The following is a 25,204-nucleotide window of genomic DNA, read 5'->3' as shown; positions in this document are numbered from 1 at the left end:
TTCGCCTTGAGGGCTGCCTGACGTTTTGCGGGCAGGCTGGTCGAGGTAAGCACGCCACCACGGAAGGACCACCCTTGAAGACCAAGCTGCCCGGCATCGTCACCGTCGTGGGGACGACCCTTGCCGCTCTCGCCGCCAGCTTCTGCGCGCCGGTCGCGGCTTCCGCCGCCACGGCGCCCCCGGTCCCGAAGGGCGTGTCCTACATCTCGCTCGACCGGCAGTTGTACAACTACAGGACCGGCCAGTACAACAACACCAACGGATACCTCGGCTTCAGGTACGTGGCCAACGCCGACCGCTACGAGGTCACCGTCGCGAACGGCGCCACCAAGCGGGTCTTCAACGTCACGGCGAAGGCCGGCAGCACGAGCGACGCGATCACCGTCCAGCTCGACAAGTGCACGAACTACATGGCCTCGGTCAAGTCGCTGAACAGCCTCGGCCAGGGCACCGCGAGCCGTCCCTCGCTGTGGCCGTCCCAGCTGCCGGGTGGCATCCGCGCGGCATCCGCCAAGCGCGGCACGGACCCGACCACGGCCACCTTCACCTGGACCGCCCCGTCGTGGCTCGGCTACGCCAGCGACAAGTTCGGCAACATGGTGCCGATTGACGCCACGCACATGGACGGCGTCATGTTCGAACTGCAGCTGGTCCGCATGTCGGACAACAGGGTCGTCCAGGAGGATTTGGCCTACGCCGGGTCCACCACGCAGAAGATCAACTACACGGTCTCCGGCCTGACCGCCAAGGGCGCGTACGTGCTGCGCGTCAAGAGCACCAACCGTGGCGGCGGCTGCGACAACAAGATCGGCAAGATCCTGCTCAACAAGGTCAAGTGACCCACTGACCCGTGTGGTGGCCTGGTCCGGGCGTCGTCCTGGACCGGGCCATCGGCAGGTGTAGGGCGTCGTGACCGGGGGTATCCGGTGGGATGACGACCCCCGCCGGGGGCGACGGGGGTCGTCAAAGATTCGGCTCCGGGGGGGTCGAGCCGAATCCGCTCGGTGATCGCGGGGGGCGCCACCACCGAGGGTCTGGAAGCGGGATGAAGGATCACACGCGAAACGTGAATCCCAGTCGCACCACAAGCATGCCTCAGTCGAAGGCCCCCGTCGAGTACCGAATGTGACGCAGTGCGACGTTACTGGCGCGTTGCCCTCCCCACCAGGGCCGTGGGCCGCCGAGCCGAAACGGCCACCGGCGAGTCGGGCCACTCGACGAGCGGTCCAATGCGGCTACACTTTCGGCCCGTGGGCCGCAGCGCCGCGTTTTTCGACCTCGACAAGACCGTCATCGCCAAGTCCAGTGCACTGGCCTTCGGACGGCCGTTCTATCGCGATGGGCTGATCACCCGGCGTGACGTGGTCAAGTCGGCATACGCGCAGCTCATGTTCCGCCTGGGCGGCGCCGACGAGCAGACCATGGCCCGGGTCCGCGACTACCTGGCCGCCCTGTGCAAGGGCTGGTCCGTGGAGCAGGTCCGGCAGATCGTCGCCGAGACCCTCAACGAACTGATCAACCCGTACGTGTACGCCGAGGCGGCCAGGCTGATCGGCGAGCATCAGGCGGCCGGCCGCGATGTGGTGCTCGTGTCGGCGTCCGGCGACGAGATGGTCCGGCCGATCGGGGAACTGCTCGGGGTCACTGACGTGATCGCCACCCGGATGGGCATCGTGGACGGCCGCTACAGCGGCGAGGTGGAGTTCTACGCGGCGGGACCGAGCAAGGTCCAGGAGATCCGGAAGCTGGCCGCCGCCCGCGGGTACGACCTGACGCAGTGCCACGCGTACTCGGACTCGCACAGCGATCTGCCGCTGCTGGAGGCGGTCGGTCATCCGACAGCGGTGAATCCAGACCGGGCGTTGCGCCGGGTCGCGATGGAGCGCGCCTGGCCGATCCTGGAGTTCCGGCATCCCATCCCGCTGGGTCGGCGGCTGCGGGAGCGTCCCGCGGTGCCGGTGGCCGCCGCAGCGCTCGGCGTGGGGGTCGGCGTGGCGATCGGCCTGGCCCTGTACGGGCGGCACCGCCGCACCCGGGCCGCCGCGGCAGCCTGACCTGCCTAACGTCTGACTGATTGTGGTAAGAGCAATTTGCGCAGCTGAACCCATGGCGATCTAGCGGGCACCGGCGTAGAAAGAAGAAGCGGGATTGAGACCGATCCCGTGCACCGCCACCGGGAACCCACGCGCGATCAGCCACGGCAGGCACGTTGCGGCGGCACCTCATCGGACCGCCGACAACGACCCAGGTGCACGCTTGATAACCCGGTAGCCGGTGCAGCGGCGGCGCCTCTCTTTTCGAGGCGCCGTCCTTGCGTCCGGGCCACAGTTCCCCCTCGGGCGACCTTGGACAGGCCGGGTCGGGAGCTGACCAGCACTCCCCAGAGCCTGGTGCGGGACGGCAGGGTGGTTACCGGGGCGACGGGGCCGCCAGCACCGCGTCGGCGACGGCGACCATGTCGTCCGCTCCGGACTCGACGGCGGCCGCGTAGTGCCGAAGCCAGGACCGCACCCCGTCCGGCGTGCCGGTGGCGTAGGCGCCCGACGCGCCCACGTACTCCGGCTCCCGCTCGAGGTGCCCGGACTCCACCGCGATCAGACCGCGGGCGTCCAGGCCCCGGCCGATCAGGGTGAGCCGGGCCGCGGCGCGGGCCACCACCCCGGCCGGTCCGGCGAACGGGCGCAGGGTGAGCAGTTCGGCGTGCACCACCGCGGCCAGCAGCAGTGGCGAGGTCTGGTCGTTGCCCGCGACGAGCCCGGCCAGGCCGTCCAGCCGCTCGGCGAGCCCGGGCGTCTCGACGAGCCGCCCCAGCTCGTTATCCGGGACCGCGCCCCGCGCGGCCAGCACGTGCATCTTGGCGAGCACCTGGCGGGGGGCGCGCGGCCACAGGTCGACCAGGCCGGGGAGGGCCTCGGCCACACGCAGCGCCCCCTGCACCACCGGGTCGGTGACCGTGCCGGCGCGCACCGCCTCCACGTCGTACCTGTTGCCTTCGAGGGCGGCGCTGGCGACGGCCGCGCGCAGGCTGATCTCGGCGGCGACCGGGCCGCCCTGGCGGCGCAGGGCGCGATGCCGCAGGGCCTGGTCGACGCGTTCGCGGGCGGCGGTGAGCGCGGGCGCGATGTCGGCGAGCTCGAGCAGGGGAGCGAGCGGGTCCGTGGCAGGCACGGGTAAACGGTAGCCGCGGCGGCCTCCGGGCCCCACCCCGGTCAGCCGATGGCCCGTGCTTCGCCCGCTCGCCCGGCAGAGTGCCGATGACGCCGCCGCCGCAGGACCGCGCCCGCGAACGGTGGTTGACGGTCGGCAGGGAAAACACGTTCGCAACAGGGGATGCGCGAAGGGGCTCGCAAGTGACAAGATTCGCGCAGGACCGCGCACGAGCTGTCCGGTCGGCGCGCGCACGGCACCGCTCCGCGCGCCACGGCCCGCAACGGTCGCCGGGCACCCGCGCCGGAACTAGTGTTTTGCCAGAAGAGACCTAGGCCACCCCCCGCACGGCAGAGGAGCCGCCCGCAATGAGCGAGACGTTGGAGAACCTGTCCTCCGAGACGCGGAAGTTCCCGCCGCCCGCACCGCTCGCCGCAGCCGCCAACGTGACCGCGGACGCGTACGACCAGTCCGCGGCCGACCGGCTCGGCTTCTGGGCGCAGCAGGCGCAGCGCCTGTCCTGGGCCGAGCCCTGGACGCAGGTCCTCGACTGGTCCACTCCCCCGTTCGCGAAATGGTTCACCGGCGGCAAGCTGAACGTCGCGTACAACTGCGTGGACCGGCACGTCGAGGCGGGGCACGGCGACAAGGTGGCCATCCACTGGGAGGGCGAGCCCGGCGACACCCGCACCATCACGTACGCGGACCTGCTCACCAGCGTCAGCCAGGCGGCGAACACCCTCACCGAGCTGGGCGTCACGGCCGGCGACCGGGTGGCGATCTACCTGCCGATGGTCCCGGAGGCGGCGGTCGCGATGCTGGCCTGCGCCCGGATCGGCGCGATGCACAGTGTGGTCTTCGGCGGGTTCTCGGTGGACGCACTGTCCACCCGGATCACCGACGCGGATGCGAAGGTCGTCATCACCGCCGACGGCGGGTACCGGCGCGGCAAGCCGTCCGCTCTGAAGCCGACCGTGGACGAGGCCGTGGCCCGGTGCCCCGGCGTCGAGCACGTGCTGGTGGTCCGCCGCACCGGCCAGGAGGTGGCGTGGGGCGAGAAGGACCTGTGGTGGCACGAGACCGTCGAGCGGGCCGGCACGCAGCACAAGCCGGAGGCGTTCGACGCCGAGCACCCGCTGTACATCCTCTACACCTCGGGCACCACGGGTAAGCCGAAGGGCATCCTGCACACCACGGGCGGGTATCTGACCCAGGTCTCGTACACGTTCCACGCGGTCTTCGACCACAAGCCCGAGACGGACGTCTTCTGGTGCACGGCCGACGTCGGCTGGGTCACCGGGCACTCGTACATCGTCTACGGCCCGCTCTCCAACGGCGCCACCCAGATCATGTACGAGGGCACCCCGGACACCCCCCACAAGGGACGGTTCTGGGAGATCGTCGACAAGTACCGGGCGACGATCCTGTACACCGCGCCGACCCTCATCCGCACGATGATGAAGTGGGGCGACGACATCCCCGCCAAGTACGACCTGTCGTCGCTGCGGCTGCTCGGCAGCGTCGGCGAGCCGATCAACCCCGAGGCGTGGATGTGGTACAGGGCGAACGTCGGCCGCGACCGCTGCCCGATCGTGGACACGTGGTGGCAGACCGAGACCGGCGGCATCATGATCTCGCCGCTGCCCGGGGTGACCGAGACCAAGCCCGGTTCGGCGATGACCCCGCTGCCGGGCATCTCGGCCGACGTGGTCGACGACACCGCGACGTCCGTACCCAATGGTGGTGGTGGTTTCCTGGTGCTGCGTGAGCCGTGGCCGTCGATGCTGCGCACGATCTGGGGCGATGACCAGCGGTTCATCGACACCTACTGGTCGCGGTTCGGCGCGGGCGCGGGGCACGGCGACGAGTGGGTGTACTTCGCGGGTGACGGGGCGAAGCGCGACTCCGACGGGGCGCTGTGGCTGCTCGGCCGCGTCGACGACGTCATGCTCGTCTCCGGGCACAACATCTCGACCACGGAAGTGGAGTCGGCCCTGGTGTCGCACCCGTCGGTGGCGGAGGCCGCGGTGGTCGGCGCGACCGACCCGACGACGGGACAGGCGATCGTCGCGTTCACCATCCCGCGCGGCAACGTCGACACCGAGGGTGAGGCCGGTGAGCGGCTGATCCAGGACCTGCGCAACCACGTCGCGAAGACGCTGGGGCCGATCGCCAAGCCGCGGCAGATCATGCTGGTGCCCGAGCTGCCGAAGACCCGGTCCGGCAAGATCATGCGGCGGCTGCTGCGGGACGTGGCGGAGCGCCGGTCGCTCGGCGACGTCACGACACTGCAGGACTCCGCGGTGATGGACCTGATCTCGTCCGGCATGAAGTCGGGCAAGTCCGAGGACTGAAATTCGGTACGGCGGTCTGACGGCGCCCGGGGCCTCGATGCCCCGGGCGCCGTCGCTTGTGCCGCCGGTTCGCCCCTTTTCATCGATAGACGGTGATGATGATCTAAGTCTTGCGGCGTCGAAGTGTTAACAACGGATAACTTTTCGCTCCACAACCGCCCGCAGGATCTTCCGTCGAGTGATCTATTTGCATACGTTCTCCGTCAACCCCGAACCCGGGGCCGATGACGCCGCCGCGGCTGCTCAGCGCGCCGGCACGGTCAACGGAGGTACGTAGTGCGCAAGGTGGTCATTGGACTGCTGGGCGCCGCGATGGTCACCAGCGTCGGGGTCACGCTCCCCGCCGCGGCCACGGCGGCGCCGCCCGCGGATCCCAGCCTGGTCGGCGCCGGACATCGGGTGGCCATGGAGGACCTGCCGAACCCGCTCGAGCAGAAGCGCCGCGAACTGCGCGAGGAGGCGGTGAACGGTCTGCTGAAGGGAACCCTCAAGACGGAACGGCGCGGCGGCAGCCTGGTCGCCAAGGTCGGCCGGACCAACGGCGCGTTCGGCAGCCAGCGGGTCGCCGCGTCCGGCGCCGACCAGTACGTCGAACTCGGCCGCCAGCGCACCGACAAGATCTTCGTCATCCTGGCCGAGTTCGGTAACCAGCGGCACCCGGACTACCCCGACCGCGACACCGACCCCAACACCCCGGGCCCGGCCACGTTCAACGGCCCGCTGCACAACCGGATCGCCCAGCCCGACCGCCGGGTCGACAACTCGACGGTCTGGCAGGCCGACTACAACCGCGAGCACTACCGGAAGCTGTACTTCGGTGAGGGCACCGGCGTCGAGTCGCTGAAGACGTACTACGAGGCGCAGTCCTCCGGGCGGTACAGCGTCGAGGGCGAGGTCTCCGACTGGGTCAAGGTCCAGTACAACGAGGCCCGGTACGGCCGCAACTGCACGGACCCGAACACCTGCGACGCGAACAACGCGTGGGCGCTGGTCCGTGACGCCGCCAACCAGTGGTACGCCGGCCAGAAGGCCGCGGGCCGCACCGACGCCCAGATCAAGGCGGACCTGCAGAGCTTCGACCGGTACGACCGGTACGACTACGACCACGACGGCAACTTCGACGAGCCGGACGGCTATCTCGACCACTTCCAGATCGTCCACGCCGGTGGCGACGAGTCCGACGGCGACCGCCAGCAGGGCGAGGACGCCATCTGGGCACACCGCTGGTACGCGTGGCAGAGCGAGAACGTGACCGGCCCGGCGGGCAACCTGCTCGGCGGCACCCAGATCGGCACCTCCGGCATCTGGATCGGCGACTACACCATGCAGCCGGAGAACGGCGGCCTGAGCGTCTTCGCCCACGAGTACGGCCACGACCTCGGCCTGCCGGACGACTACGACACGAGCAAGGACCACACCGAGGACAACAACGAGTACTGGACGCTGATGGCGCAGAGCCGGCTCAGCGCGGCGGGCGAGGCCAACGGCACCCGCCCCGGCGACCTCGGCGCGTGGAACAAGCTGCAGCTCGGCTGGCTCGAGGTCGCGAAGGTCACCGCGGGCACCAGCAAGACGATCGAGCTGGGGCCGCAGGAGTACAACACCGCCAAGCCGCAGGCCGCGGTCGTGGTGCTGCCCAACAAGGTGGTCACCCGCACGCACGGCAGCCCGTTCGCGGGTCAGAAGCAGTACTTCTCCGGCAATTCCCAGAAGCTCAACACCACACTGACCAGGACGGTCGACCTCAGCGGGGCCACCTCGGCGGCGTTGCGCCTCAAGGGTCGCTACCACATCGAGCAGGGCTACGACTTCCTGTACGTGGAGGCGTCCACCGACGCGGGCAAGACGTGGACGGCCCTGGACGGCACCGTGGGCGGCGCACCGTTCGCCAAGGACGGCTCCGGGACCACCCCGGCGATCACCGGCGCCGGCGAGAACTGGACTGACGTCGTGGTGCCGCTCAACGCGTACGCGGGGAAGAAGCCGCTCGTGCGCCTGCACTACAAGACGGACGCCGCGGTCGCCGAGGGTGGCTTCCTCGCGGACGACCTGACCGTCGTGGTGAACGGCACCGCGGGCACCCCGGACGGCGCCGAGGCCGCCGGGGTGTGGACGCCCGCCGGTTTCAAGGTCGTCGGTGCCACGAGCCAGGAGAGCTTCGACAACTTCTACATCGCCGGGAACCGCAGCTACGTGTCGTATGACAAGTACCTGAAGACCGGCCCGTACCACTTCGGCTACCCGTCGAAGCCCGGATACGCGGAGCACTTCGCGTTGCAGCAGGGCCTGCTGATCTCGTACAACGACGCCTCCCAGGAGGACAACAACGTCAACGAGCACCCCGGCCTGGGCCGCAACCTGATCATCGACTCGCACCCGGCGGTGATGTCCGACCTCAACGGCGCTCCCTGGTCGTCGCGGATCCAGAACTACGACGCGCCGTTCGGGCTGACCGTCGCGGACTCCTTCACGCTGCACGTCGGCGGCCGGTCGTCGTCGATCCGGGGGCGGGCCGCGCAGCCGCTGTTCGACGACAGGAAGTCGTACTTCGACGCGAACACCCCGCAGACCGGGGTCACGCTGCCCGCCGTGGGCGTGAAGATCCAGGTGCTGTCCCAGAACGGCACCACCATGAAGATCAAGATTTCCTGAGTACGTCCCGCAGCAGCGGACGAGAGGGCGGCCCCGAATGGGCCGCCCTCTTTCCCGTTTGGCGAAACATCCCGATGGCAGGTTCTTGCGCGATGTGCCTGCCAACAGTGCAAGATCCATCGACACGAACCGATCTCCAGACCTTCCATTGATCGATGTCTTTGCATACGTTCTGCGTCAGCCCCGTTACCCGGGGTGGACACCGCCGACCGTGCTCAACCCGCACCTCGGCTCATGTCGACGGAGGTACGTATGCGCAAGGTGGTCGTTGGACTACTCGGCGCCGTAATGGTCACCAGCGTCGGGGGCATGCTCCCCGCCGCGGCCGTAGCGGCGCCGCCCGCGGACTTCGGACCGGCCCAGGCCGGATCTCCGGCGCCCGCGGACGACCGGCCCAACCCGTTGGAACAGAAACGCCGAGAGCTGCGCCAGCAGGCCGTGAACGGAATCCTGAAGGGAACCGTCAAGACCGAACGGCGCGGCGGAAGCCTGGTCGCGCAGGTGGGCCGGACCCAGGGCGCGGGCGCGAGCGGTCGCCGCCCCGGCCGCTCCGGCGCCAGCCAGTACGTCGAGCTGAGCCGGGAACGCACCGACCAGATATTCGTGGTCCTCGCCGAGTTCGGCAACGAGCGGCACCCGGACTACCCCGACGTCGACACCGATCCCACCAAACCCGGCCCGACCACGTTCGACGGCCCGCTGCACAACCACATCACCGCGCCCGACCGCGCCCGCGACAACACGACGGTGTGGCAGCCGGACTACAACCGCGAGCACTACCGGCAGCTGTACTTCGGCAAGGGCGCGGGAGTCGAGTCGCTGAAGACCTACTACGAGGCGCAGTCGTCCGGGCGCTACAGCGTCGAGGGCGAGGTCTCCGACTGGGTCAAGGTCCAGTACAACGAGGCCCGGTACGGCCGCAACTGCGCGGACCCCGCCACCTGTGACACCCACAACGCGTGGGCCCTGGTCCGCGACGCCGCCAACCAGTGGTACGCCGACCAGAAGGCCGCGGGCCGCACCGACGCCCAGATCAAGGCGGACCTGCAGAGCTTCGACCGGTACGACCGCTACGACTACGACGGCGACGGCAACTTCAACGAACCCGACGGGTACCTCGACCACTTCCAGATCGTCCACGCCGGTGGCGACGAGTCCGACGGCGACCCGCAGCAGGGCGAGGACGCCATCTGGGCACACCGCTGGTACGCGTACTCCAGCTCCGGGGTGACAGGTCCCGCCGGCAACCTGGCCGGTGGCACCCAGATCGGTGACACCGGGTTCTGGATCGGCGACTACACCATGCAGCCGGAGAACGGCGGCCTGAGCGTCTTCGCCCACGAGTACGGCCACGACCTCGGCCTGCCGGACGACTACGACACCAGCGGCGCCTCGAACAACAACAACGAGTTCTGGACGCTGATGGCGCAGAGCCGCCTCAACGCCGCGGGCGAACCGCTCGGCACCCGCCCCGGCGACCTCGGCGCGTGGAACAAGCTGCAGCTCGGCTGGCTCGACTACGAGACCGTCAAGGCCGGCAAGACCAAGACCATCGACCTCGGGCCGCAGGAGCACAACACCGCGAACGCGCAGGCGGCGGTCGTGGTGCTACCGGACAAGACGGTCACCCGGAACCTCGGGGCACCGTACGCGGGTGACAACCAGTTCTTCTCCGGCAACGACGACAACCTGGACACCTCGCTCAGCCGTACGGTCGATCTCACCGGTGTCGGCGCGGCCACACTGAGCCTGAAGGCCCGCTACACCATCGAGAAGGACTTCGACTACCTGTACGCCGAGGCCTCCACGGACGGCGGCAAGAGCTGGACCGTCCTCGACGGCACCATCGGCGGCGCCCCGTTCGCCCGCGACGGCAACAATCTGCCGGCGCTCACCGGGAGCGCCCCGGCGTGGACCGACATGGTCGTGCCGCTGACCGCGTACGCGGGCAAGAAGCCCCTCGTCCGGCTGCACTACAAGACGGACGGCGGCGTCTCGCCGGGTGGCTTCTTCGCGGACGACCTCACGGTGACCGTCAACGGCGTTCCCGGCACCCCGGACGGCGCCGAAGGCCTCCCGGCGTGGAACGAGGCCGGGTTCAGCGTGGTCGGCGCCACCGCGGAGGACGCCTACGACAACTTCTACATCGCCGGATACCGCAACTACGTCTCGTACGACAAGTACCTCAAGACCGGTCCGTACAACTTCGGATGGGTATCCACCAAGCCGGACTGGGTGGAGCACTTCTCGTACCAGCCGGGCCTGCTGATCTCGTACAACGACACGTCCGTCAAGGACAACAACGTCAACAAGCACCCCGGGCAGGGCCGCAACCTCATCATCGACTCTCATCCCGAGGCGATGTTCAACCTGGAAGGCAACCCCTGGCGTTCGCGCATCCAGCTGTACGACGCCCCGTTCGGGCTGGCCAAGGCGGATTCGTTCACGCTGCACGTCGACGGCAAGCCTTCGTACGTCCGGGGTCAGGCCGGGCAGCCGCTGTTCGACGACACCCGGTCGTACTTCGACGCGGACATCCCGTGGTCGGGCGTCAAGCTGCCCGCCGTCGGGGTCAAAATCCAGGTGCTGTCCCAGCGCGGCAGCACGATGACCATCAAGGTCTCCTGAGTACGTGATCCCGCGGCGCCCGGGAGCTCGGCTCCCGGGCGCCGGTGTGGGCGGGTTTCCGACCGGGCCGCTGCCCGCCGGGCAGCCAACGCCTAGGCTGTCCGGCATGAGTGCCCAGGTGGACGAGTCGTGCGTCCTGGTGGAGGGTCCATGGACCCACCGCTTCGTCGGCGCCAACGGCAGCCGGTTCCACGTCGTCGAGGCGGGCACCGGGCCGCTGGTGCTGTTCCTGCACGGGTTCCCCGAGTTCTGGTGGGCGTGGCACGACATCATGACCGCGGTCGCGGACGCGGGCTTCCGCGCGGTGGCGATCGATCTGCGCGGCTACGGTGCCAGCGACAAGCCACCCCGCGGGTACGACGGGTACACGATGGCCGCCGACGTCACCGGCCTGATCCGCGCCCTGGGCGAGCGCTCCGCGATGATCGTCGGGGCTGGTGCGGGCGGCATGATCGGTTGGACCGCGGCGGCCTTTCATCCCAAGATGGTCAGCCGCCTGGTGGTGCTGGGCGCCGCCCACCCGCTGCGGTTGCGCGCGGCCCTGTTCGCCGACCCGCGCGGCCAGTTCGCCGCTACCTCGCCGATGCTGCGCTTCCAGGTGCCGCGCTACGAGCACGTGCTCACCCGCGGCAACGCCGCCCTGATCGGCGAACTCATGCACCGCTGGAGCGGCCCCGCCTGGGCCCAGACCGACGAGTACGCCGACTACGTGGCGCGCTGCCGGGAGGCGATGCAGATCCCGCAGGCCGCGTTCTGCGCACTCGAGGCCTACCGGTGGGTGTTCCGCTCGGCGCTGCGCCTGCAGGGCTACCGGTTCGTGAAGCTCATGCAGCGCCCCCTCATCACACCGACACTGCAGCTGCACGGTGCACTGGACACGGCCACGCTGCCCCGCACCGCACAGGGCTCGGGCCGCTACGTCATCGCCCCGTACGAGTGGCGCCTCATCGACGACGTCGGCCACTTCCTGCACCGGGAGGCGACCGAGACGGTCACCGGCGAGATCCTGCGCTGGCTCAAGGCGAGCTGAACCCTCCGGCTCTGGAGCCGCCGCCTGTGCTGTCAGCCCCGCGCCAGGCCCGGTCCGCCGCCCATTGCGCTGTCAGCCTCGCGCCCGGCTCCGTCCAGCAGGCCCGGAGGCGTCACACACGGTGCTCGATGATGTCGGTGACCTCGTGGGCCGGTGCCCAGCCCTGGTAGACGCCGAAGTCGAACTCCTCCAGCCCGAGCGCGCGGGCCATCGGCGCCCGGCCACCGGTGTATTCCACGCGCAGCCAGCTGTCCGCCTCGGCCAGCACGATGAACGGCTCGCCGCGCCACGTGCAGGTGGTGCGCACGTAGGTGATGTCGTCGTACTCGTCCGGCCCCAGCAACCGCACGAAGCGGCCCGGCCGGACCTCCACGAAACCGGCCGCGCCCGGCTCGGTGATGTAGATGCGCACGTTGTCACCGTCGGGCGCCGCCTCGTACTCGCGGCCCTGCCACGTCGCCAGGTAGCCGTCGCGCATCACTGCTCACCGACCTGACGCCAGACGGGCCCGTCGCAGTCGAGCACGGCCACCATGGTGTTGGCGCCGTCCGCGTCGATCCGCCACAGCTGGGCACCGTGCGGCAGTCGCACACTGTCCACCTTGAACTCCGCGATCACGTCGCGCCCCTCACCGGGCGCGAAGCCATTACCCCGGAACGGCGCACGCTCGATCACCCAGCCGTCCATGGCGCGCAGGGCCTGCTCGTTCTGCCCGCCGTACGGGATCCGGTACAGGCTGGGGCGGTAGGCAGGCCAGCGCAGCACGTACGCCTCCTTGGCGTCCGCCTGGTACGGCGAACCGTCGTACAGCAGGCCCAGTGCCGCGAACAACTCGCCCGGGCTGTTCAGGTGCGCCACCTCGCTGGCCCGGTGCACGAATCCGGCCGCCCGGTCGTATCCGCGTTCCAAGAGGTAGTCGACCTGATCCGGCGGCACGGTCTTCTGCATGACCGTCGCGTGCTGGGCCGGATCACTGGCCCGCTGCGGCGCCGATGCCGGCTCCTCCAGCAGCAGCTCGTCGACCGGGTCCAGGCCAAGCCCGGACTCGACCGCCCAGTTGGCCAGCGCGATGACCTGCGGCCCCGGGTAGGTCGCACCGACCGGGCTGCCGGGATTGACCGCGAACGACCAGGACGGGTTGGGCCACTTGCGGATGAGCTCCACAAACCGCACCCCGACCGTCCGGGTCGGCTCGGCGTAGTACTCGGCCAACCGTTCCCGGCTGGTGAACACCACCAGGTACGGCTCGCCGTCCAGGTCCTCGGTCCGGAAGGCGAACCCGGACTCGCCCGGCGTACTGCCCGGCCGGGAGTGGTGCGCCACCGGTACGAGCACCGTGGCCAGCAGCAACGTGGAGAGGAACGCGTCGGTGCTACGGCTGCCGGCGGCCAGATAGAGGTCCTGTTCGACCGCATTCGCCGGAATGAAGTCGTCCTCGATGGCCGGCAGACCGGCCTGGCCCTCGGCACTCATGCGCTCGGCGCCCAGGCCCCGGGGGTCCCGGCCCGGGGAAGAGTCCTGGCTCTGGGCACCTTGGCCCTGGGCGCCCTGGCTCTGGGCGGCCTGACTCTGGGCGCCCTGACTCTGAGCGGCCTGGCTCTGAGCGGCCTGGCTCTGGGCGCCCTGGCTCGCCCCGGAGCGGCTCACCTGACTCGCGGCCACGCTGTCCGCCGCGTGGTGATCGGGATCGGGCGCAGGTGCGGCGTTCGGGCCGGTCGCGGGGCGACCGGCGACGATCTGACGCGCCGAGAGTTGCACGGTCTCGCCGCCCGGCAGCTCGCCGCCCGGCAGCTCGCCGCCCTTCGAGTCGGCAGCAGCGCCATCCTCCCGCGGCGGAGTCGCGACACCGGTGTTCCCAGCCGGTGAGCTGCCAGATGCCGGAGCCCCCGCCAACGCGGACAAAGAACTCTCGGCTGGAGTCGCGCCAGATGTGGACGCGATAGGCGGCCCACCCGACGTCGGCGCCACCGATGACCCACCTGACGTCGGCGCAGTCGGCGAACCGCCCGACGTCGGCGCAGTCGGCGAACCGCCCGACGTCGGCGCAGTCGGCGAACCGCCCGACGTCGGCGCAGTCGGCGAACCGCCCGACGTCGGCGCAGTCGGCGAACCGCCCGACGTCGGCGCCACCGACGAACCGCCCGACGTCGGCGCCGTCGGCGACAGGGGCCTCGTCTCAAGCAGCGGTGGTGCCGTCGACGCACCGCTCGTGTCCGGCATGCCGGTGGTGGGGGCCGAAAGCGAGGACAGGCTCCGGGTATCCGGCCGGCCGTCAGACGACCGATCGGCAGGGGCCCCACCGGGAACGATCGGCGGCATGGCCCCGGGGCGAGGGGCCGCCTGGACGCCCGCCGGTCCCGCACCGGGCGTCGGTGACCCGGGTGCATCGGGACGGGTCACGACCTGACCCGATGGCTCACCGGCTCCGGCGAGGGTCGGGGTCGAGGTGGCCACCGGACCGCCCGGTTCCGCGGGCGGCATGGGCTGCCGACGTGGCAGCGGGTCGACAGCGGTGGGCGCGACCGGCCCGGGATCCCGGGCTCCCGAACTCGTCGGCTGGGCGCTTGGCGGGAAATCGGCGGGCTGGCCACTCGTGAGATGGGAAGGCACCGGAGGCGTCTGGGCCATGGGCGTGCGGGTCGGCAACGGGGCCTGCAGATCCTGCAGCGGGGGCAGCTCCGGGCGGCCCTCACTCGGCGGCGCCGCCGGGACAGACGAGGGCCGGTACGCGCCGGGTGCGGCCGGAACCGCGCCCGAAGCGCCGGCTGGTGTCTGCCCACCGGGTGTCCGCGCCGCGGCACCACCCGGCGACACCGTGCCCGGTGTCCGGATGGGCAGGTTGCCGGGGCCACTGGGACCGGCGGCACCACCGGAATCGCTGGCACCGATCGGCCCGCCAGAGCTGAACGACTCCGCGGTCAGCGCGCCCGCGTGCACATCCTGCATCGCCGGGCCGGGACGGGTGCCTTCGCGTGCGGGACCCCGGGTCGGCATCCGCAGGTCACCACGGGCGAGTTGGGCGACGAACCACGCGGGCAGGTAACCCTCGATCGGCAGGCCGGGGTTGACGGCCAGCCACCATTCGAGGTTCGGCCAGGTGTTGGCCAGCTCCAGGTACGGCACGCGGCGGGCGGAGCCGGTGTAGTCGGCGAGGCATGCCTGCATGGCCGCAGGGGAGGTGAAAGCGAGGACATGGGTACGCCCGCCGGTGCTCCAGGTCCCCCAGCCCAGCGGGGCCAGACCGGCCAGCGCGTCGGCCGACACCGGCAACAGCAGGTCGACACCGGCGAGGATGCGGAAGTAGGACTCCTGGTCATCGGTGCGCAGCGCATCGCGCATCGCCATCTCGGCGTCCGTCGCCGGTTGCCACTCGGACACGTCCACCTCTCCCTTCACGGCGAACGCGGGCTATCTCAACGCGTACAACCTACAAGGTCAGGGCGGGATCACAACGGGCGGCCGTACGGAGACAACCAACTCGGGTGTAACCCGGCACGAACGTTGATCCTGGCACGAAAGTGAATCGCGGATTCACGTCGCGCATGGGAGCGACGCAGCAACCGTGAGTGAGACGGGAATAAGCGTAGAAGGCCGGGCCTGCCGTGTCGACAGTCCCGGCCCCGCTCACCGCTACTGGAAGCGGCTCTGCGCCTTACGCTCGGTGTCCTGGTAGTCGGCGGCCGACTCGTCCACCGCTACCTTGATGTCACGCAGGATGTTCTGCAGGTCCTGCGACGCGAGCTGCCACTTGCGCTGCCGCTCCGAGTAGGCGTCCTGGGCCGCACCGTTCCACGTGGCGACCAGCGGGCGCGCGTCCCGCTCGAGCTGGCTGAGCTGCGACTCAAGCGTGTTGAGCGCCTTCTGAATGTCGGCACCCGCCTGTTGCAGGGCGCCGAAGTTGACCAGAAGCAAGCCGTTGTCCATCAGATTTCCTCCCCGTGTTATCTCAGAGGGGCAGCGTGTAGCTGCCGCCGGACTTGGCCACGCGGGCGGCGGCCTGGCTGTCGGAGGCGTCGTAGCTGACGCCAGACGTGCGGATCGCCTCCGCGGTGTCCAGCAGTGCCCGGTTGAGGCTCTCGAGGTCGCGGGAGTACTGCCCCTTGACCTCTTCGAACTTCTGGGCGCCCATACCCTTCCAGGCACCGCTGAGCACGGACAACTCGGACATCAGGTTGTTCAACATGGACTGCAATCCGCTGTTGACGGTCTCGAACTTCGCGGCGGTCGTCGCCATCACCGCGGATTCTGCTTGCGTCTGGGCCACCCCGGACGTCACCCCGCTCCCTCGTCTAGGTCTGCCTCGCACCGGCTCCCGAATGGACTGGTCGTTCGGAACGACCACCGGTGCTCGCTGGAGGCCACCCAGGCTAGCCCCTTCCGGCCGAGCCGTGGGGGCAGCCAGGGCAGCCACCTCATGATTTGCGTCGCCGACGGTAGCCGGAGGAGGCGCGAGGCGGTAGTCCCGTCGGCCCGGGCTGTGAACAACCCCCTTGCCCCAAAGGCCCTCGTCCACAGGCCCCCTGCGAACCGGCCGGAGGCCCTACGATGGGCCGCGCAGCGAAGGTGAATACACCGCGACGATCGGGGAGGCGACGCAGAGTGACAGCCTTGGCGGACAGCCGCCGCCTGTCCGAGGTCGATGTGACCGGCCCACCGGCCCGGCGCCGCTCCCGGGTTCGCCCCGGACGCGTGTTCGGGATCCGTGCCGGACAACTCGTCGGCACCCAGCTCGCCGCGATCGCGCTCGTCATCGGGGCGGCACACGGCCCGATCACGCTGGCGGCCGGGGCGGCGTTCGCCCTGGTTCTGCTGGCCGTGACCTGGTTGCGGATGCGCGGCCGGTGGGCGTTCGAGTGGCTGGCCACCGCGCTGCGGTATGCCGGGCGGCGCCACGTCGTGGCGGTCGACGCCGCACCCAACGCGCTGCTGGAATTCGCGGCGCCCGGGACCCGGGTCGAGCATGCCGACCTCGCGGGGGATCCGGCCGCGCTGTTCGTCGACGCACGTGGGCTGACCGCGGTGCTGGAGCTCGGCGACCCCGCCGGACTGCTGGCGGAAGGGCTCCCCGGGCTGCCGTCACCCGGCAGCCTGCTTCCGCCCGCCGGCGTGGAACACCCGCCCTGCCGCATCCAGCTGGTACTCACCGGCGTCCCGGCGCCGACGCTGCGGGCGGGCGGGGGCACTCCGGCGAATTCGTACCGTCAGCTCACAGAGGGACGCCTGCTCGGGCACAGCCGCGCGCTGCTGGCCGTCCGGGTGCTGCACGCCGAGGGCTGGTCGCCTGCCGACCTGCGCCTGGCCCTCTCCGGCCTGGTGCGCAAGCTGCCGAAGCGGCTAGGCCCGATACCGGTCCGGCCGCTCGGTGAGGCCGCGGCCGCCCGGGTCTTCGCGGAGCTGGCCCACGACGACGGGGTCGGTTCAGCCCAGGAGAGCTGGTCCGGCCTCCAGATCGGCGGTCTCAGCCAGGCCACCTTCCGGGTGCATAAGTGGCCTGACCTGCGGCAGGAAACCGCGCAGCGGCTTGTCTCCCGGCTGCTGTCCCTGCCCGCGGTGGCCACCACCATCGCGGTGAGCGCCGGGCCCCGCGGCCCGCTGGACGGCACGGCCACCACCGATCTGACTCTCCGCCTCGCCGCGCCGGATCCGTCGGCGCTGGGCGTCGCCACCCAGGCCCTGCGGAGCGCGCTGTCCGCCGAGCGGGCACAGGCCAGCAGACTCGACGGCGAGCACCTCGAGGGGTTGGCGGCGACCCTGCCTCTCGGCGGCAGCCCCGGCGACATGCTGGCCACCGGCCGACCGGCGCACGGCACGCATCCGGCCGAGCTGGCCGACGGCCTGGAACTGCCGGTCGCGGTCGCGGGCCTGATGCTGGGCACCAACCGGTACGGCGACCCCGTGGTGACCCGGCTGTTCCGCCCCGAGCAGACCCGAGTCCTGCTGGTCGGCGGGGTGCGCTGCGCCCAGCTGGTCGCCCTGCGTGCCATGGCGGTGGGGGCCAGGGTCATCGTGCAGACCGCCCGCCCGTACGCGTGGGAGCCGTTCGTGCGGGGGGCGGCGGTGCCCGGTGAGTCGATCGCGGTCATCCCGCCGGGCCGCGCGGTCGAGATCCCGCCCGGATCGGCGCTGCATCCGCTGCTGGTGATCGTCGACGTGGGGCCGGTGGGTGCGGACAACCGACCCGGCGCCGGCTTCCAGGCGACCCTGGTCGTGCGCGACGAGTTCGGCCCTGCCGACATCGACGTGGCCTCACGGGCCGACCTGCTCGTCGTGCAGCCGCTGCGGCCGGATGAGGCGTCCATGCTGGGACCAGCGCTCGGGCTCGGCGAGGCCGCGCAGTGGCTGACCCGCATCCGTGCCGACATGGTGGGTGTCATCAACCGGCGCGCGGTGCGCTGGGCGGCCCTGGCACAGACGCCGATCGAGGCTCAGCTGATCGGCCCGCTCGACCGGGGCTGACCCCAGAGTGTCCGAAACGCCCGATACACGGCGGCTCCGCGTCGTAGTCGCCGCCCCGGACGCCGGCCGCCATCACCAATCGGCCGGGCCGCCGCCAGCCGCTTCGGCAACGATCTGCGCAAGATCGCGGGTTGTCCTGCCGGGCAGTGGCACGGCCATGGCACCATCCCCTGCCATGGGCATCATCCTCCGGCTGGTGATCACCGCGGTTTCGCTGTGGATAGCCACCATCTTCATCGACGGTATCCGGATCACCACGGATTCCCTGCCGGCCAAGGTCGGCACGCTGTTGGCCGTGGCGGCCATCTTCGGGCTCGTCAACGCGATCCTGCGCCCGGTGATCAAGCTGATCGGCTGCGGCTTCTACGTGCTGACCCTCGGCCTCATCGCGTTCGTCGTCAACGGCGCGCTGTTCCTGCTGACAAGCTGGATCGCGGGCCAGCTCAATCTGCCGTTCCACGTCGACGACTTCTGGCCCGCCGCGGTCCTCGGCGCGGTCGTGGTCGGCGTCGTGAGCTGGGTGCTCAACATGCTGGTCCCCGACGGGGACGACTGACACCCTCCCGACCGACCTGTGAACACGCGGAAGCGTCCTGCCCCACCCTGGCGGCGGGACGCTTCCGCGTGTTGTTGGTGCGTGACGGCGCAGGCGGCGGCCGTGAGCTGCGACATATGCAAGGAGCGGATCTCGTTTCGCAACTTACTGTTGGCGAATGAACGACGAACGCCGCGGCTACGTGTACGGGCTTTCCGCGTACGTGATGTGGGGTTTCTTTCCGATCTACTTCAAGCTCCTGCGACCCGCCGGGCCGCTGGAGATTCTCGCGCACCGGGTCATCTGGTCCGTGATCTTCATCAGCCTGCTGCTCACCGCCATGCGCAACTGGCGCTTCCTGGGCCGCCTCCTGGGCGACCGGCGACGGCTCGGCGGTGCGGCGCTCGCGGCGTTGTTCATCGGGCTGAACTGGGCAACGTACATCTACGGCGTCAATTCATCGCGGGTGGTCGAGACGGCGCTCGGATACTTCATCACGCCTCTGGTGGTGGTGCTGCTGGGAGTGAGCGTGCAGCGGGAGCGGCTGCGCGGGTGGCAGTGGGCGGCGGTCGGCGTCGGCGCGCTCGCGGTGGCCGTGTTGACGGTCGACTACGGGCGGCTGCCGTACATCGCGCTGACCCTGGCGGCGACGTTCGGCACGTACAGCTTGATCAAGAAGCGGTTGTCGCTGCCGCCCGCGGAGGGGTTGTTCATCGAGTCCGCGGTGCTGGCGCTGCCCGCGCTGGTCTACCTCGGCTGGCTGGGCACCGCGGGCAACGCCACGTTCGGGCACGTCTCGGCCGGGCACACCGTCCTCATGATGGTGTCCGGGGTGGCCACGGCGGTCCCGCTGCTGCTGTTCGCGGCCTCGGCCAACCGGGTCTCGCTCGTGGGCATGGGGATGATGCAGTACGTGGCACCGATTCTGCAGCTGGCCTGCGGGGTGCTGCTCTACCACGAGCCGATGCCGGCCCCGCGGCTGGCCGGCTTCGCGCTGGTCTGGATCGCACTGATCATCTTCACGGTCGACGGCATCCGGCGGGCCCGCGCCGCCAGCCGCAACGCGACCGCGGCGAAGCAGACGGCACCCGCGCACAGCGCCGCCGCAGCGGCGCAGACGGCACCAGAGCAGAACGGCGCCGCAGCGGAACGGACACCGCCTGCGGCTGGTCCAGGAGGAGCGGCGACCGCCGGTGAGTCTGGGAGAGCGGCGACCGGACCGGTGGCCGCCACCACCGAACCGGCCGCCGCCCTGCCGCCTCGCTGACGTACCCTCGCCCGTGCCGGTGGCCCGCCGGGCTCGGATCCGTCAGGGGACGTCGTAGGCCAGCAGCGCCTTGCCGTCGTTGCGCACCAGCTCCAGCCGGGACAGGGCTCCGGCGGCGAAGTGCGTGACGGCCGACATGCTGAACTCCTTGCCGGGTGAAGCGGTCCAGGATCCGACCTGCTCCCGCTCGTCGTCCGGCCCGTACGCCATGAGCCGGATGGTGTACGGCTTCAGGGCGGGATCCTTGCGGCTGTAGAAGCAGACCAGGCTGATCTTCGTGCCACCGGCCGTGCCGAACACGTTGATCTGCGCTGACACCGGCACCTCGGCACCCGTCGGGGTCATGGCGATGACCGGCCCCGCGGGCGGCGTCTCGGTGCGTCCGTTTTCGCCCATCCAGAACACCGTTCCCGCCCCGACGACGAGCGCCAGGCAGGCGGCGGCCGCCAACGTGCTCAGCACCCGGACCCGGAGCCGCTTGCGTTCGTGCCGTCGCGTCGTCTGGGCGGCCTGGACCAGCTCGGGGGTCCGGTTGCGCGAGTGCCGGGTGGGCGGCAGGTCCGGCTGGAGCAGTCGGTCCAGGTCGGCGGGGTCGAGCCGGCCGAGCAGCCCGGGCAGCACCGCGATGTCCGCGACGGCCTCCCGGCAGAACGAGCAGGTGGCCAGGTGCCGCTCGTACGCGGCCCGCTCGGCCGGGGACAGGGCGCCCAGGACGTACGCGCCATCGTCGTGCTCGTGGTCGCACCTCATCCCGTCACCCCCATCTCGTCCAACACCATTCGCAACGAGCGCAGCGCGTAATGCGTACGCGACTTCACCGTGCCCGGCGGCACCCCCAGCCGGGCGGCCGCCTCCGCGATGGATCGACCCCGGTAGAAGCACTCGACGAGGACGTCGCGATGCTGGGCAGAGAGCCGTCCCAGCGCCTCCGCGACCGTCCACGCCTCAACCGCCCGGTCGGCCTCATCGGCACTGGGCGGCGGCTCGGGAATCATGTCGGTGACCACCTCGCCCACCCGTACCGACCGGCGTCGCCAGGCGTCAATCGCCAGGTTGCGCGCGGTGGTGAACAACCATGACCGCACCGCGCCCCGCTCGGGGTCCAGCGCCTCGGGATGGCGCCAGGCCCGCAGCAGGGTCTCCTGGACGAGGTCCTCCGCCCGGTGCCGGTCCCCGCCGGCCAGGCGGACGGCGTGCGCGAACAGCGCATCCCCGTGCTCGTCCTGTAGGACGTGGAGCAGCTCGGCATCCTGGTTCTCCATGCCTGCCGCCCTCCCCTCGCGTCCCAACCCTTCTTACGGGCGCGGGGGTCGTGCCGGTTCAACGTGGCTCAGGTTCAAGGAAGTCTTAGGTGTGCACGTCAGGCCGTCGCCGCGTCACCCGCCGAGAGGGCCTCGGCGACGTTGCGCGCGGCGGTGGTCAGCTTGGCGCGGATGACCCGCGCGGACGTGAGCATCTCGGCCGCGGGCAGGGCGCAGGCGAGTACGAGCCGGCGTTCCATGTCCCGGTCCGCGACCACGACGACCGCCCCGCAGGCGACGCCCTGGCGGAACTGGCCCATCTCCAGCTGCATGCCGCGCCGTTCCCCGGCGGCGAGGTCCGCCTCCAGCGCCTCCGGGGTGGTGAGGGTGGCTGGCGTGAACGGCCGCATGCCGTAGTCGCGCAGGTAGCGGGCGCGCTGGTCGGCGGTGAGCGTGGCCAGCAGCGCCTTGCCCAGCGCCGTGGCGTGTCCCGCCTCGTCGAATCCGGGCGCCACGTCGTCGAGGAACGGCGAGCGGGGGCCGTCGGCCGACGCGGTGATCGCGATCCGGCCACCGATGAACCGGCCGAGGTAGTGGCTGTATCCGGAGTCGACGGCCGCCCGTCGCAGTGCCTCGCCGACCGCGGGCGGCCCGCGGAACGCGGAGACCAGCTCCCGGTACCGGTCGGCGATCTCCAGGCCCACGATGTACGTGCCGTCCTCGCGGCGGATCACATAACCCTCGTACGCCAACGTGCGCACGAGGTGGTACGTGGTCGCGACGGTGAGTTCGCACCGTCGCGCGATCTGCTTCACGGTGAGTCCGCGCGGGGCCCGACCGACCGACTCCAGCACGCGCAGGGCGCGTGACACGCTCCGGATGAGGTCCGAGGGCTCCGCCAGGGGGTCGCGCACAGCCACCTCCGACGCCGGGGACTTACACCATATGAAGAATCGTGCGCCGACGGAATGCCTCAGAGCAGTAGAGAAGTGCCGATCTGCCCATCAAGGTGTGTCATCGACACTCATCACTGGGTGATTGTCCCTGATCAGGGCGCAGTGCACGGCACGGCAGACGGCGCCGAGATTTTTCCCGCCGGCGGCGGAGCGCGCCACTGTGGACCGTGCCGGTGGTGACCTCAGCTCGTGCGGTCCGCGATGAAGTCGCAGAGCGACTCCATCGCCTGGCGCGCCGGGGAGTCCGGCAGCGGCGCCAGCTGAGCGCGGGCCTCCTCCGCGTACGTGCGGACGGTCTCCCGGGCGTGCTTCATGGCCACGGACTCGCGGAGCAGGCCGAGCGCCTCGGCGTGCAGGGTGTCGTCCGTGATCGGCCCGGTGGCCAGCAGCTCGCGCAGGCGCACGGCGGAGGCGTCGGTGTCGTCGCTGGCCAGGGCGTACAGCACCGGCAGGGTTGGCACGCCCTCGCGCAGGTCCGTGCCGGGGGTCTTGCCGGACTGCACCGATTCAGAGGCGATGTCGAGCAGGTCGTCGGAGAGCTGGAAGGCGATGCCGATCGTCTCGCCGTAGCCCGCGAGCGCTTCCACGTGGTGCGGGGCGGCGGCAGAGAACAGCCCGCCGAAGCGGGCCGAGGTGGCGATCAGTGAGGCCGTCTTCTCCGCGATGACGTGCAGATGGTGGGCGATCGGATCGGTGCCGCGCGGGCCCACGGTCTCGGCGATCTGACCGTGCACCAGCCGCGCGAACGTGCGCGCCTGCAGGTGCACCGCCTCGGGCCCGAGCGAGGCCGCGATGTCGGCGGCGCGCGCGAACAGGTAGTCGCCCACCAGGATCGCGACGGAGTTGCCCCAGCGGGCGTTGGCACTCGGCGCACCGCGGCGCACGTCGGCCTCGTCCATCACGTCGTCGTGGTACAGCGTCGCCAGGTGGGTCAGCTCCACGACCAGGGCCGCCGGCACCAGGTCGGGCGAGGAGAGGTCGCCGAACTGGGCCCCCAGCGCCACGATCAGCGGCCGGAACCGCTTGCCGCCCGCGTCCATGAGATGCCGGGCCGCCTCGGCGACCAGGGGGTCCGCGCTGACCACGTTCTTCCGCAGCGCGTCCTCGACACTGCCCAGCATTGCGGACACGGACGCGTCGATCGCCGGGTCGATGTCGAGGCCGAGCGAGTTCAGCACACTGTCACCGGTGCTCACCACACTTTCACGATGCCATATGCCCCCGACGCTTCCGGCCCAGGGGTCCATCACGCAAGATCATTTCCGGGTACGGGATGGTTTGGCCCGTTTCGTCCGCCGGACCACGACGACCGGCCGGGACCGGAAACACCCGCGCGCGCCAGCGGAGCCCTGCTCCGTCGACACGCGCGGGTGAACATCAGCGGCCCGTCCCGGCCACCGCCGTCATCGGACGAAGTCGGCGGCCTTGTCGCTCAGGTCGAGCAGCGGCGCGGGGACCACGCCCAGCGCCAGCGTCGCGATCACCCCGATGGTCAGGGCCGCCGAGGTGAGGAAGCCCGGGATCGACACCGCCGGGGTACTGTCGCCCGGCTCGGAGAGCCACATCATGACGACGACCCGCAGGTACGGGAACGCGATCAGCATGCTGGTGATCACCCCGAAGATCACCAGCCAGGTCTGACCACCCTGGACGGCCGCCCCGAAGACCGCGAACTTGCTGGTGAAGCCACTGGTCAGCGGGATACCGGCGAAGGCCAGCAGGATGAACGTGAAGACCCCGGCGAACACCGGCGACCGGCGGCCCAGCCCCGCCCACCGCGACAGGTGGGTCGCCTCGCCGTCCGCGTCGCGCACCAGCGTGACGATGGCGAACGCGGCCAGCACCGAGAAGCCGTACGCGACCAGGTAGAACATCGTGCTGGACACACCGGCCTGGTTGAGGGCCAGCACACCGACGAGCAGATACCCGGCGTTGGCGATCGACGAGTACGCCAGCAGCCGCTTGATGTCCGTCTGGGTGACCGCCAGCACCGCGCCCACCAGCATGGTCAGCACCGCGATGGTCCCCAGGATCGGCTGGAAGTCCCACCGCGCCCCCTCGAACCCGACGTACAGGACACGCAGCAGCGCACCGAACGCCGCGACCTTGGTGCAGGCCGCCATGAGCGCGGTGACCGGGGTCGGCGCCCCCTGGTAGACGTCCGGGGTCCACACGTGGAACGGCGCCAGCGCGGCCTTGAACAGCAGCCCGATCGCCAGCAGCGCGAGCCCGGCGTACAGCAGGACCTGGCTGCGCGCCGGGTTCGCGACCGCCTCGTGGATCTGGTTGAAGTGCACCCCGTTCGCGTACCCGTAGAGCAGCGCGACCCCGAACAGGAAGAACGCGGAGGCGTACGAGCCGAGCAGGAAGTACTTGAGGGCCGCCTCCTGGCTGAGCAGACGGCGCCGCCGCGCCAGCGCGCACAGCAGATACAGCGGCAGCGAGAAGACCTCCAGCGCGACGAACATCGTCAGCAGGTCGTTCGCGGACACGAACATCAGCATGCCGCCGAGGGCGAACAGCGCCAGCGGGTAGACCTCCGTGCCGCCCGGCGCCCCGACGGTCTGCCGCACGTCCTTCTGCGAGCCCACCGTGATCGCGGCCTGCGCCACGAACGCACCGCCGGGCTCGACCGTGCGCTCGCCGATGAGCAGCAGCGACACCGCGCCCAGCACGATGATCGCGCCCTGCAGGAACAGGGTGGGACCGTCGACCGCGACCGCGGTGCCGATCGTGATGATCCGGCTGCCCCGCTCGAGGACCACCATGACGAACGCGGCCGCACAGGCCAGCAGCGCCAGCGACAGCTGCACCCCGTGCCGGGCCCGCCGCGGCACCAGCGCCTCGAGCAGCACCCCCACGCAGGCCACCCCGAACAGGATCAGCATCGGCGCCAGCGCCGAATAGTCGATCGGGGGTAGTTGGAGTTTCTCCATGG

At 70.6% G+C, this 25,204-nt stretch carries 18 protein-coding genes and 1 pseudogene; 9 read left to right on the top strand and 10 right to left on the bottom strand.

The window, feature by feature from the left end:
* The first annotated feature begins 74 nt into the window (after nucleotides 1-74).
* Both ACMCNO_RS03460 and ACMCNO_RS03455 read left to right on the top strand, forming a co-directional pair.
* Nucleotides 75-839 (top strand): hypothetical protein, encoded by a 765-nt coding sequence (locus tag ACMCNO_RS03460; protein ID WP_412747964.1) that lies wholly within the window; start codon nucleotides 75-77, stop codon nucleotides 837-839.
* A 411-nt stretch (nucleotides 840-1,250) separates the two neighbouring features.
* Nucleotides 1,251-2,054, top strand: coding sequence for an HAD family hydrolase (locus tag ACMCNO_RS03455; protein WP_412747963.1), 804 nt, complete (start codon nucleotides 1,251-1,253; stop codon nucleotides 2,052-2,054).
* Between the two features lie 355 nt (nucleotides 2,055-2,409).
* On the opposite strand, the gene ACMCNO_RS03450 is transcribed toward ACMCNO_RS03455, so the two are convergent.
* Nucleotides 2,410-3,168: an oxidoreductase gene (locus ACMCNO_RS03450; RefSeq protein WP_412747962.1), complete on the bottom strand. Its 759-nt coding sequence runs from the start codon at nucleotides 3,166-3,168 to the stop codon at nucleotides 2,410-2,412.
* 347 nt (nucleotides 3,169-3,515) lie between these two features.
* Between ACMCNO_RS03450 and acs the strand changes: the two genes are divergently transcribed.
* The 4 genes from acs to ACMCNO_RS03430 all read left to right on the top strand — a co-directional run bounded on the left by acs (nucleotide 3,516) and on the right by ACMCNO_RS03430 (nucleotide 11,811).
* Nucleotides 3,516-5,501 (top strand): acetate--CoA ligase, encoded by a 1,986-nt coding sequence (acs, locus tag ACMCNO_RS03445; RefSeq protein ID WP_412747961.1) that lies wholly within the window; start codon nucleotides 3,516-3,518, stop codon nucleotides 5,499-5,501.
* 276 nt (nucleotides 5,502-5,777) lie between these two features.
* Entirely contained in the window at nucleotides 5,778-8,153 is a 2,376-nt protein-coding gene (locus tag ACMCNO_RS03440; protein ID WP_412747960.1) for an immune inhibitor A domain-containing protein, read from the top strand.
* Nucleotides 8,154-8,405: 252 nt separating this feature from the next.
* Nucleotides 8,406-10,781 (top strand): immune inhibitor A domain-containing protein, encoded by a 2,376-nt coding sequence (locus ACMCNO_RS03435; protein ID WP_412747959.1) that lies wholly within the window; start codon nucleotides 8,406-8,408, stop codon nucleotides 10,779-10,781.
* Nucleotides 10,782-10,887: 106 nt separating this feature from the next.
* Nucleotides 10,888-11,811, top strand: coding sequence for an alpha/beta fold hydrolase (locus ACMCNO_RS03430; RefSeq protein ID WP_412747958.1), 924 nt, complete (start codon nucleotides 10,888-10,890; stop codon nucleotides 11,809-11,811).
* A gap of 112 nt (nucleotides 11,812-11,923) precedes the next feature.
* On the opposite strand, the gene ACMCNO_RS03425 is transcribed toward ACMCNO_RS03430, so the two are convergent.
* The 4 genes from ACMCNO_RS03425 to ACMCNO_RS03410 form a co-directional block, all read right to left on the bottom strand.
* Entirely contained in the window at nucleotides 11,924-12,292 is a 369-nt protein-coding gene (locus ACMCNO_RS03425) for a hypothetical protein (RefSeq protein ID WP_412747957.1), read from the bottom strand.
* Nucleotides 12,289-15,189: an SseB family protein gene (locus ACMCNO_RS03420; RefSeq protein WP_412747956.1), complete on the bottom strand. Its 2,901-nt coding sequence runs from the start codon at nucleotides 15,187-15,189 to the stop codon at nucleotides 12,289-12,291. Before ACMCNO_RS03420 ends, ACMCNO_RS03425 begins: the two co-directional genes overlap by 4 nt.
* A 252-nt stretch (nucleotides 15,190-15,441) precedes the next feature.
* A complete protein-coding gene (locus ACMCNO_RS03415) occupies nucleotides 15,442-15,735 on the bottom strand; it encodes a WXG100 family type VII secretion target (protein WP_412747955.1) in 294 nt (97 codons plus the stop codon).
* A gap of 22 nt (nucleotides 15,736-15,757) precedes the next feature.
* Nucleotides 15,758-16,075 (bottom strand): WXG100 family type VII secretion target, encoded by a 318-nt coding sequence (locus ACMCNO_RS03410; protein WP_412753599.1) that lies wholly within the window; start codon nucleotides 16,073-16,075, stop codon nucleotides 15,758-15,760.
* Between the two features lie 335 nt (nucleotides 16,076-16,410).
* Between ACMCNO_RS03410 and eccE the strand changes: the two genes are divergently transcribed.
* The 3 genes and pseudogenes from eccE to rarD all read left to right on the top strand — a co-directional run.
* Nucleotides 16,411-18,267 (top strand): type VII secretion protein EccE, encoded by a 1,857-nt coding sequence (gene eccE, locus ACMCNO_RS03405; RefSeq protein ID WP_412747954.1) that lies wholly within the window; start codon nucleotides 16,411-16,413, stop codon nucleotides 18,265-18,267.
* Nucleotides 18,268-18,442: 175 nt separating this feature from the next.
* Nucleotides 18,443-18,823 (top strand): phage holin family protein, encoded by a 381-nt coding sequence (locus ACMCNO_RS03400; RefSeq protein WP_412747953.1) that lies wholly within the window; start codon nucleotides 18,443-18,445, stop codon nucleotides 18,821-18,823.
* 157 nt (nucleotides 18,824-18,980) lie between these two features.
* Nucleotides 18,981-19,916: pseudogene (rarD, locus tag ACMCNO_RS03395) on the top strand (EamA family transporter RarD); the annotation flags it as partial.
* Nucleotides 19,917-20,111: 195 nt separating this feature from the next.
* Here the strand turns inward: rarD and ACMCNO_RS03390 are convergent.
* From ACMCNO_RS03390 to nuoN, 5 genes are all read right to left on the bottom strand, one after another.
* Entirely contained in the window at nucleotides 20,112-20,819 is a 708-nt protein-coding gene (locus ACMCNO_RS03390) for an anti-sigma factor family protein (RefSeq protein ID WP_412747952.1), read from the bottom strand.
* On the bottom strand, nucleotides 20,816-21,310 hold the full coding sequence (locus tag ACMCNO_RS03385) for a sigma-70 family RNA polymerase sigma factor (RefSeq protein WP_412753598.1): 495 nt from the start codon (nucleotides 21,308-21,310) through the stop codon (nucleotides 20,816-20,818). The genes ACMCNO_RS03390 and ACMCNO_RS03385 overlap by 4 nt, the downstream gene beginning before the upstream one ends.
* A gap of 119 nt (nucleotides 21,311-21,429) precedes the next feature.
* The gene (locus ACMCNO_RS03380; RefSeq protein WP_412747951.1) at nucleotides 21,430-22,224 is read right to left on the bottom strand and encodes an IclR family transcriptional regulator; all 795 of its coding nucleotides are present in this window, start codon (nucleotides 22,222-22,224) and stop codon (nucleotides 21,430-21,432) included.
* Between the two features lie 224 nt (nucleotides 22,225-22,448).
* The gene (locus tag ACMCNO_RS03375; RefSeq protein WP_412747950.1) at nucleotides 22,449-23,462 is read right to left on the bottom strand and encodes a polyprenyl synthetase family protein; all 1,014 of its coding nucleotides are present in this window, start codon (nucleotides 23,460-23,462) and stop codon (nucleotides 22,449-22,451) included.
* 207 nt (nucleotides 23,463-23,669) lie between these two features.
* Nucleotides 23,670-25,202, bottom strand: coding sequence for an NADH-quinone oxidoreductase subunit NuoN (nuoN, locus tag ACMCNO_RS03370; protein WP_412747949.1), 1,533 nt, complete (start codon nucleotides 25,200-25,202; stop codon nucleotides 23,670-23,672).
* Nucleotides 25,203-25,204 lie beyond the last annotated feature (2 nt).

Source organism: Krasilnikovia sp. M28-CT-15 (assembly GCF_047159595.1).
GTDB lineage: Bacteria > Actinomycetota > Actinomycetes > Mycobacteriales > Micromonosporaceae > Actinoplanes.
Note: the sequence above shows the minus strand (reverse complement) of the source record. Positions and strands in the feature narration are given on the sequence as shown.

Excerpts from the sequence above, each read along its gene's own strand:
- acs (WP_412747961.1), top strand. The coding sequence starts at position 3,516 with ATGAGCGAGACGTTGGAGAACCTGTCCTCCGAGACGCGGAAGTTCCCG.
- ACMCNO_RS03435 (WP_412747959.1), top strand. The coding sequence starts at position 8,406 with ATGCGCAAGGTGGTCGTTGGACTACTCGGCGCCGTAATGGTCACCAGC.
- ACMCNO_RS03430 (WP_412747958.1), top strand. The coding sequence starts at position 10,888 with ATGAGTGCCCAGGTGGACGAGTCGTGCGTCCTGGTGGAGGGTCCATGG.
- ACMCNO_RS03415 (WP_412747955.1), bottom strand. The coding sequence starts at position 15,735 with ATGGACAACGGCTTGCTTCTGGTCAACTTCGGCGCCCTGCAACAGGCG.
- ACMCNO_RS03400 (WP_412747953.1), top strand. The coding sequence starts at position 18,443 with ATGGGCATCATCCTCCGGCTGGTGATCACCGCGGTTTCGCTGTGGATA.
- ACMCNO_RS03390 (WP_412747952.1), bottom strand. The coding sequence starts at position 20,819 with ATGAGGTGCGACCACGAGCACGACGATGGCGCGTACGTCCTGGGCGCC.
- nuoN (WP_412747949.1), bottom strand. The coding sequence starts at position 25,202 with ATGGAGAAACTCCAACTACCCCCGATCGACTATTCGGCGCTGGCGCCG.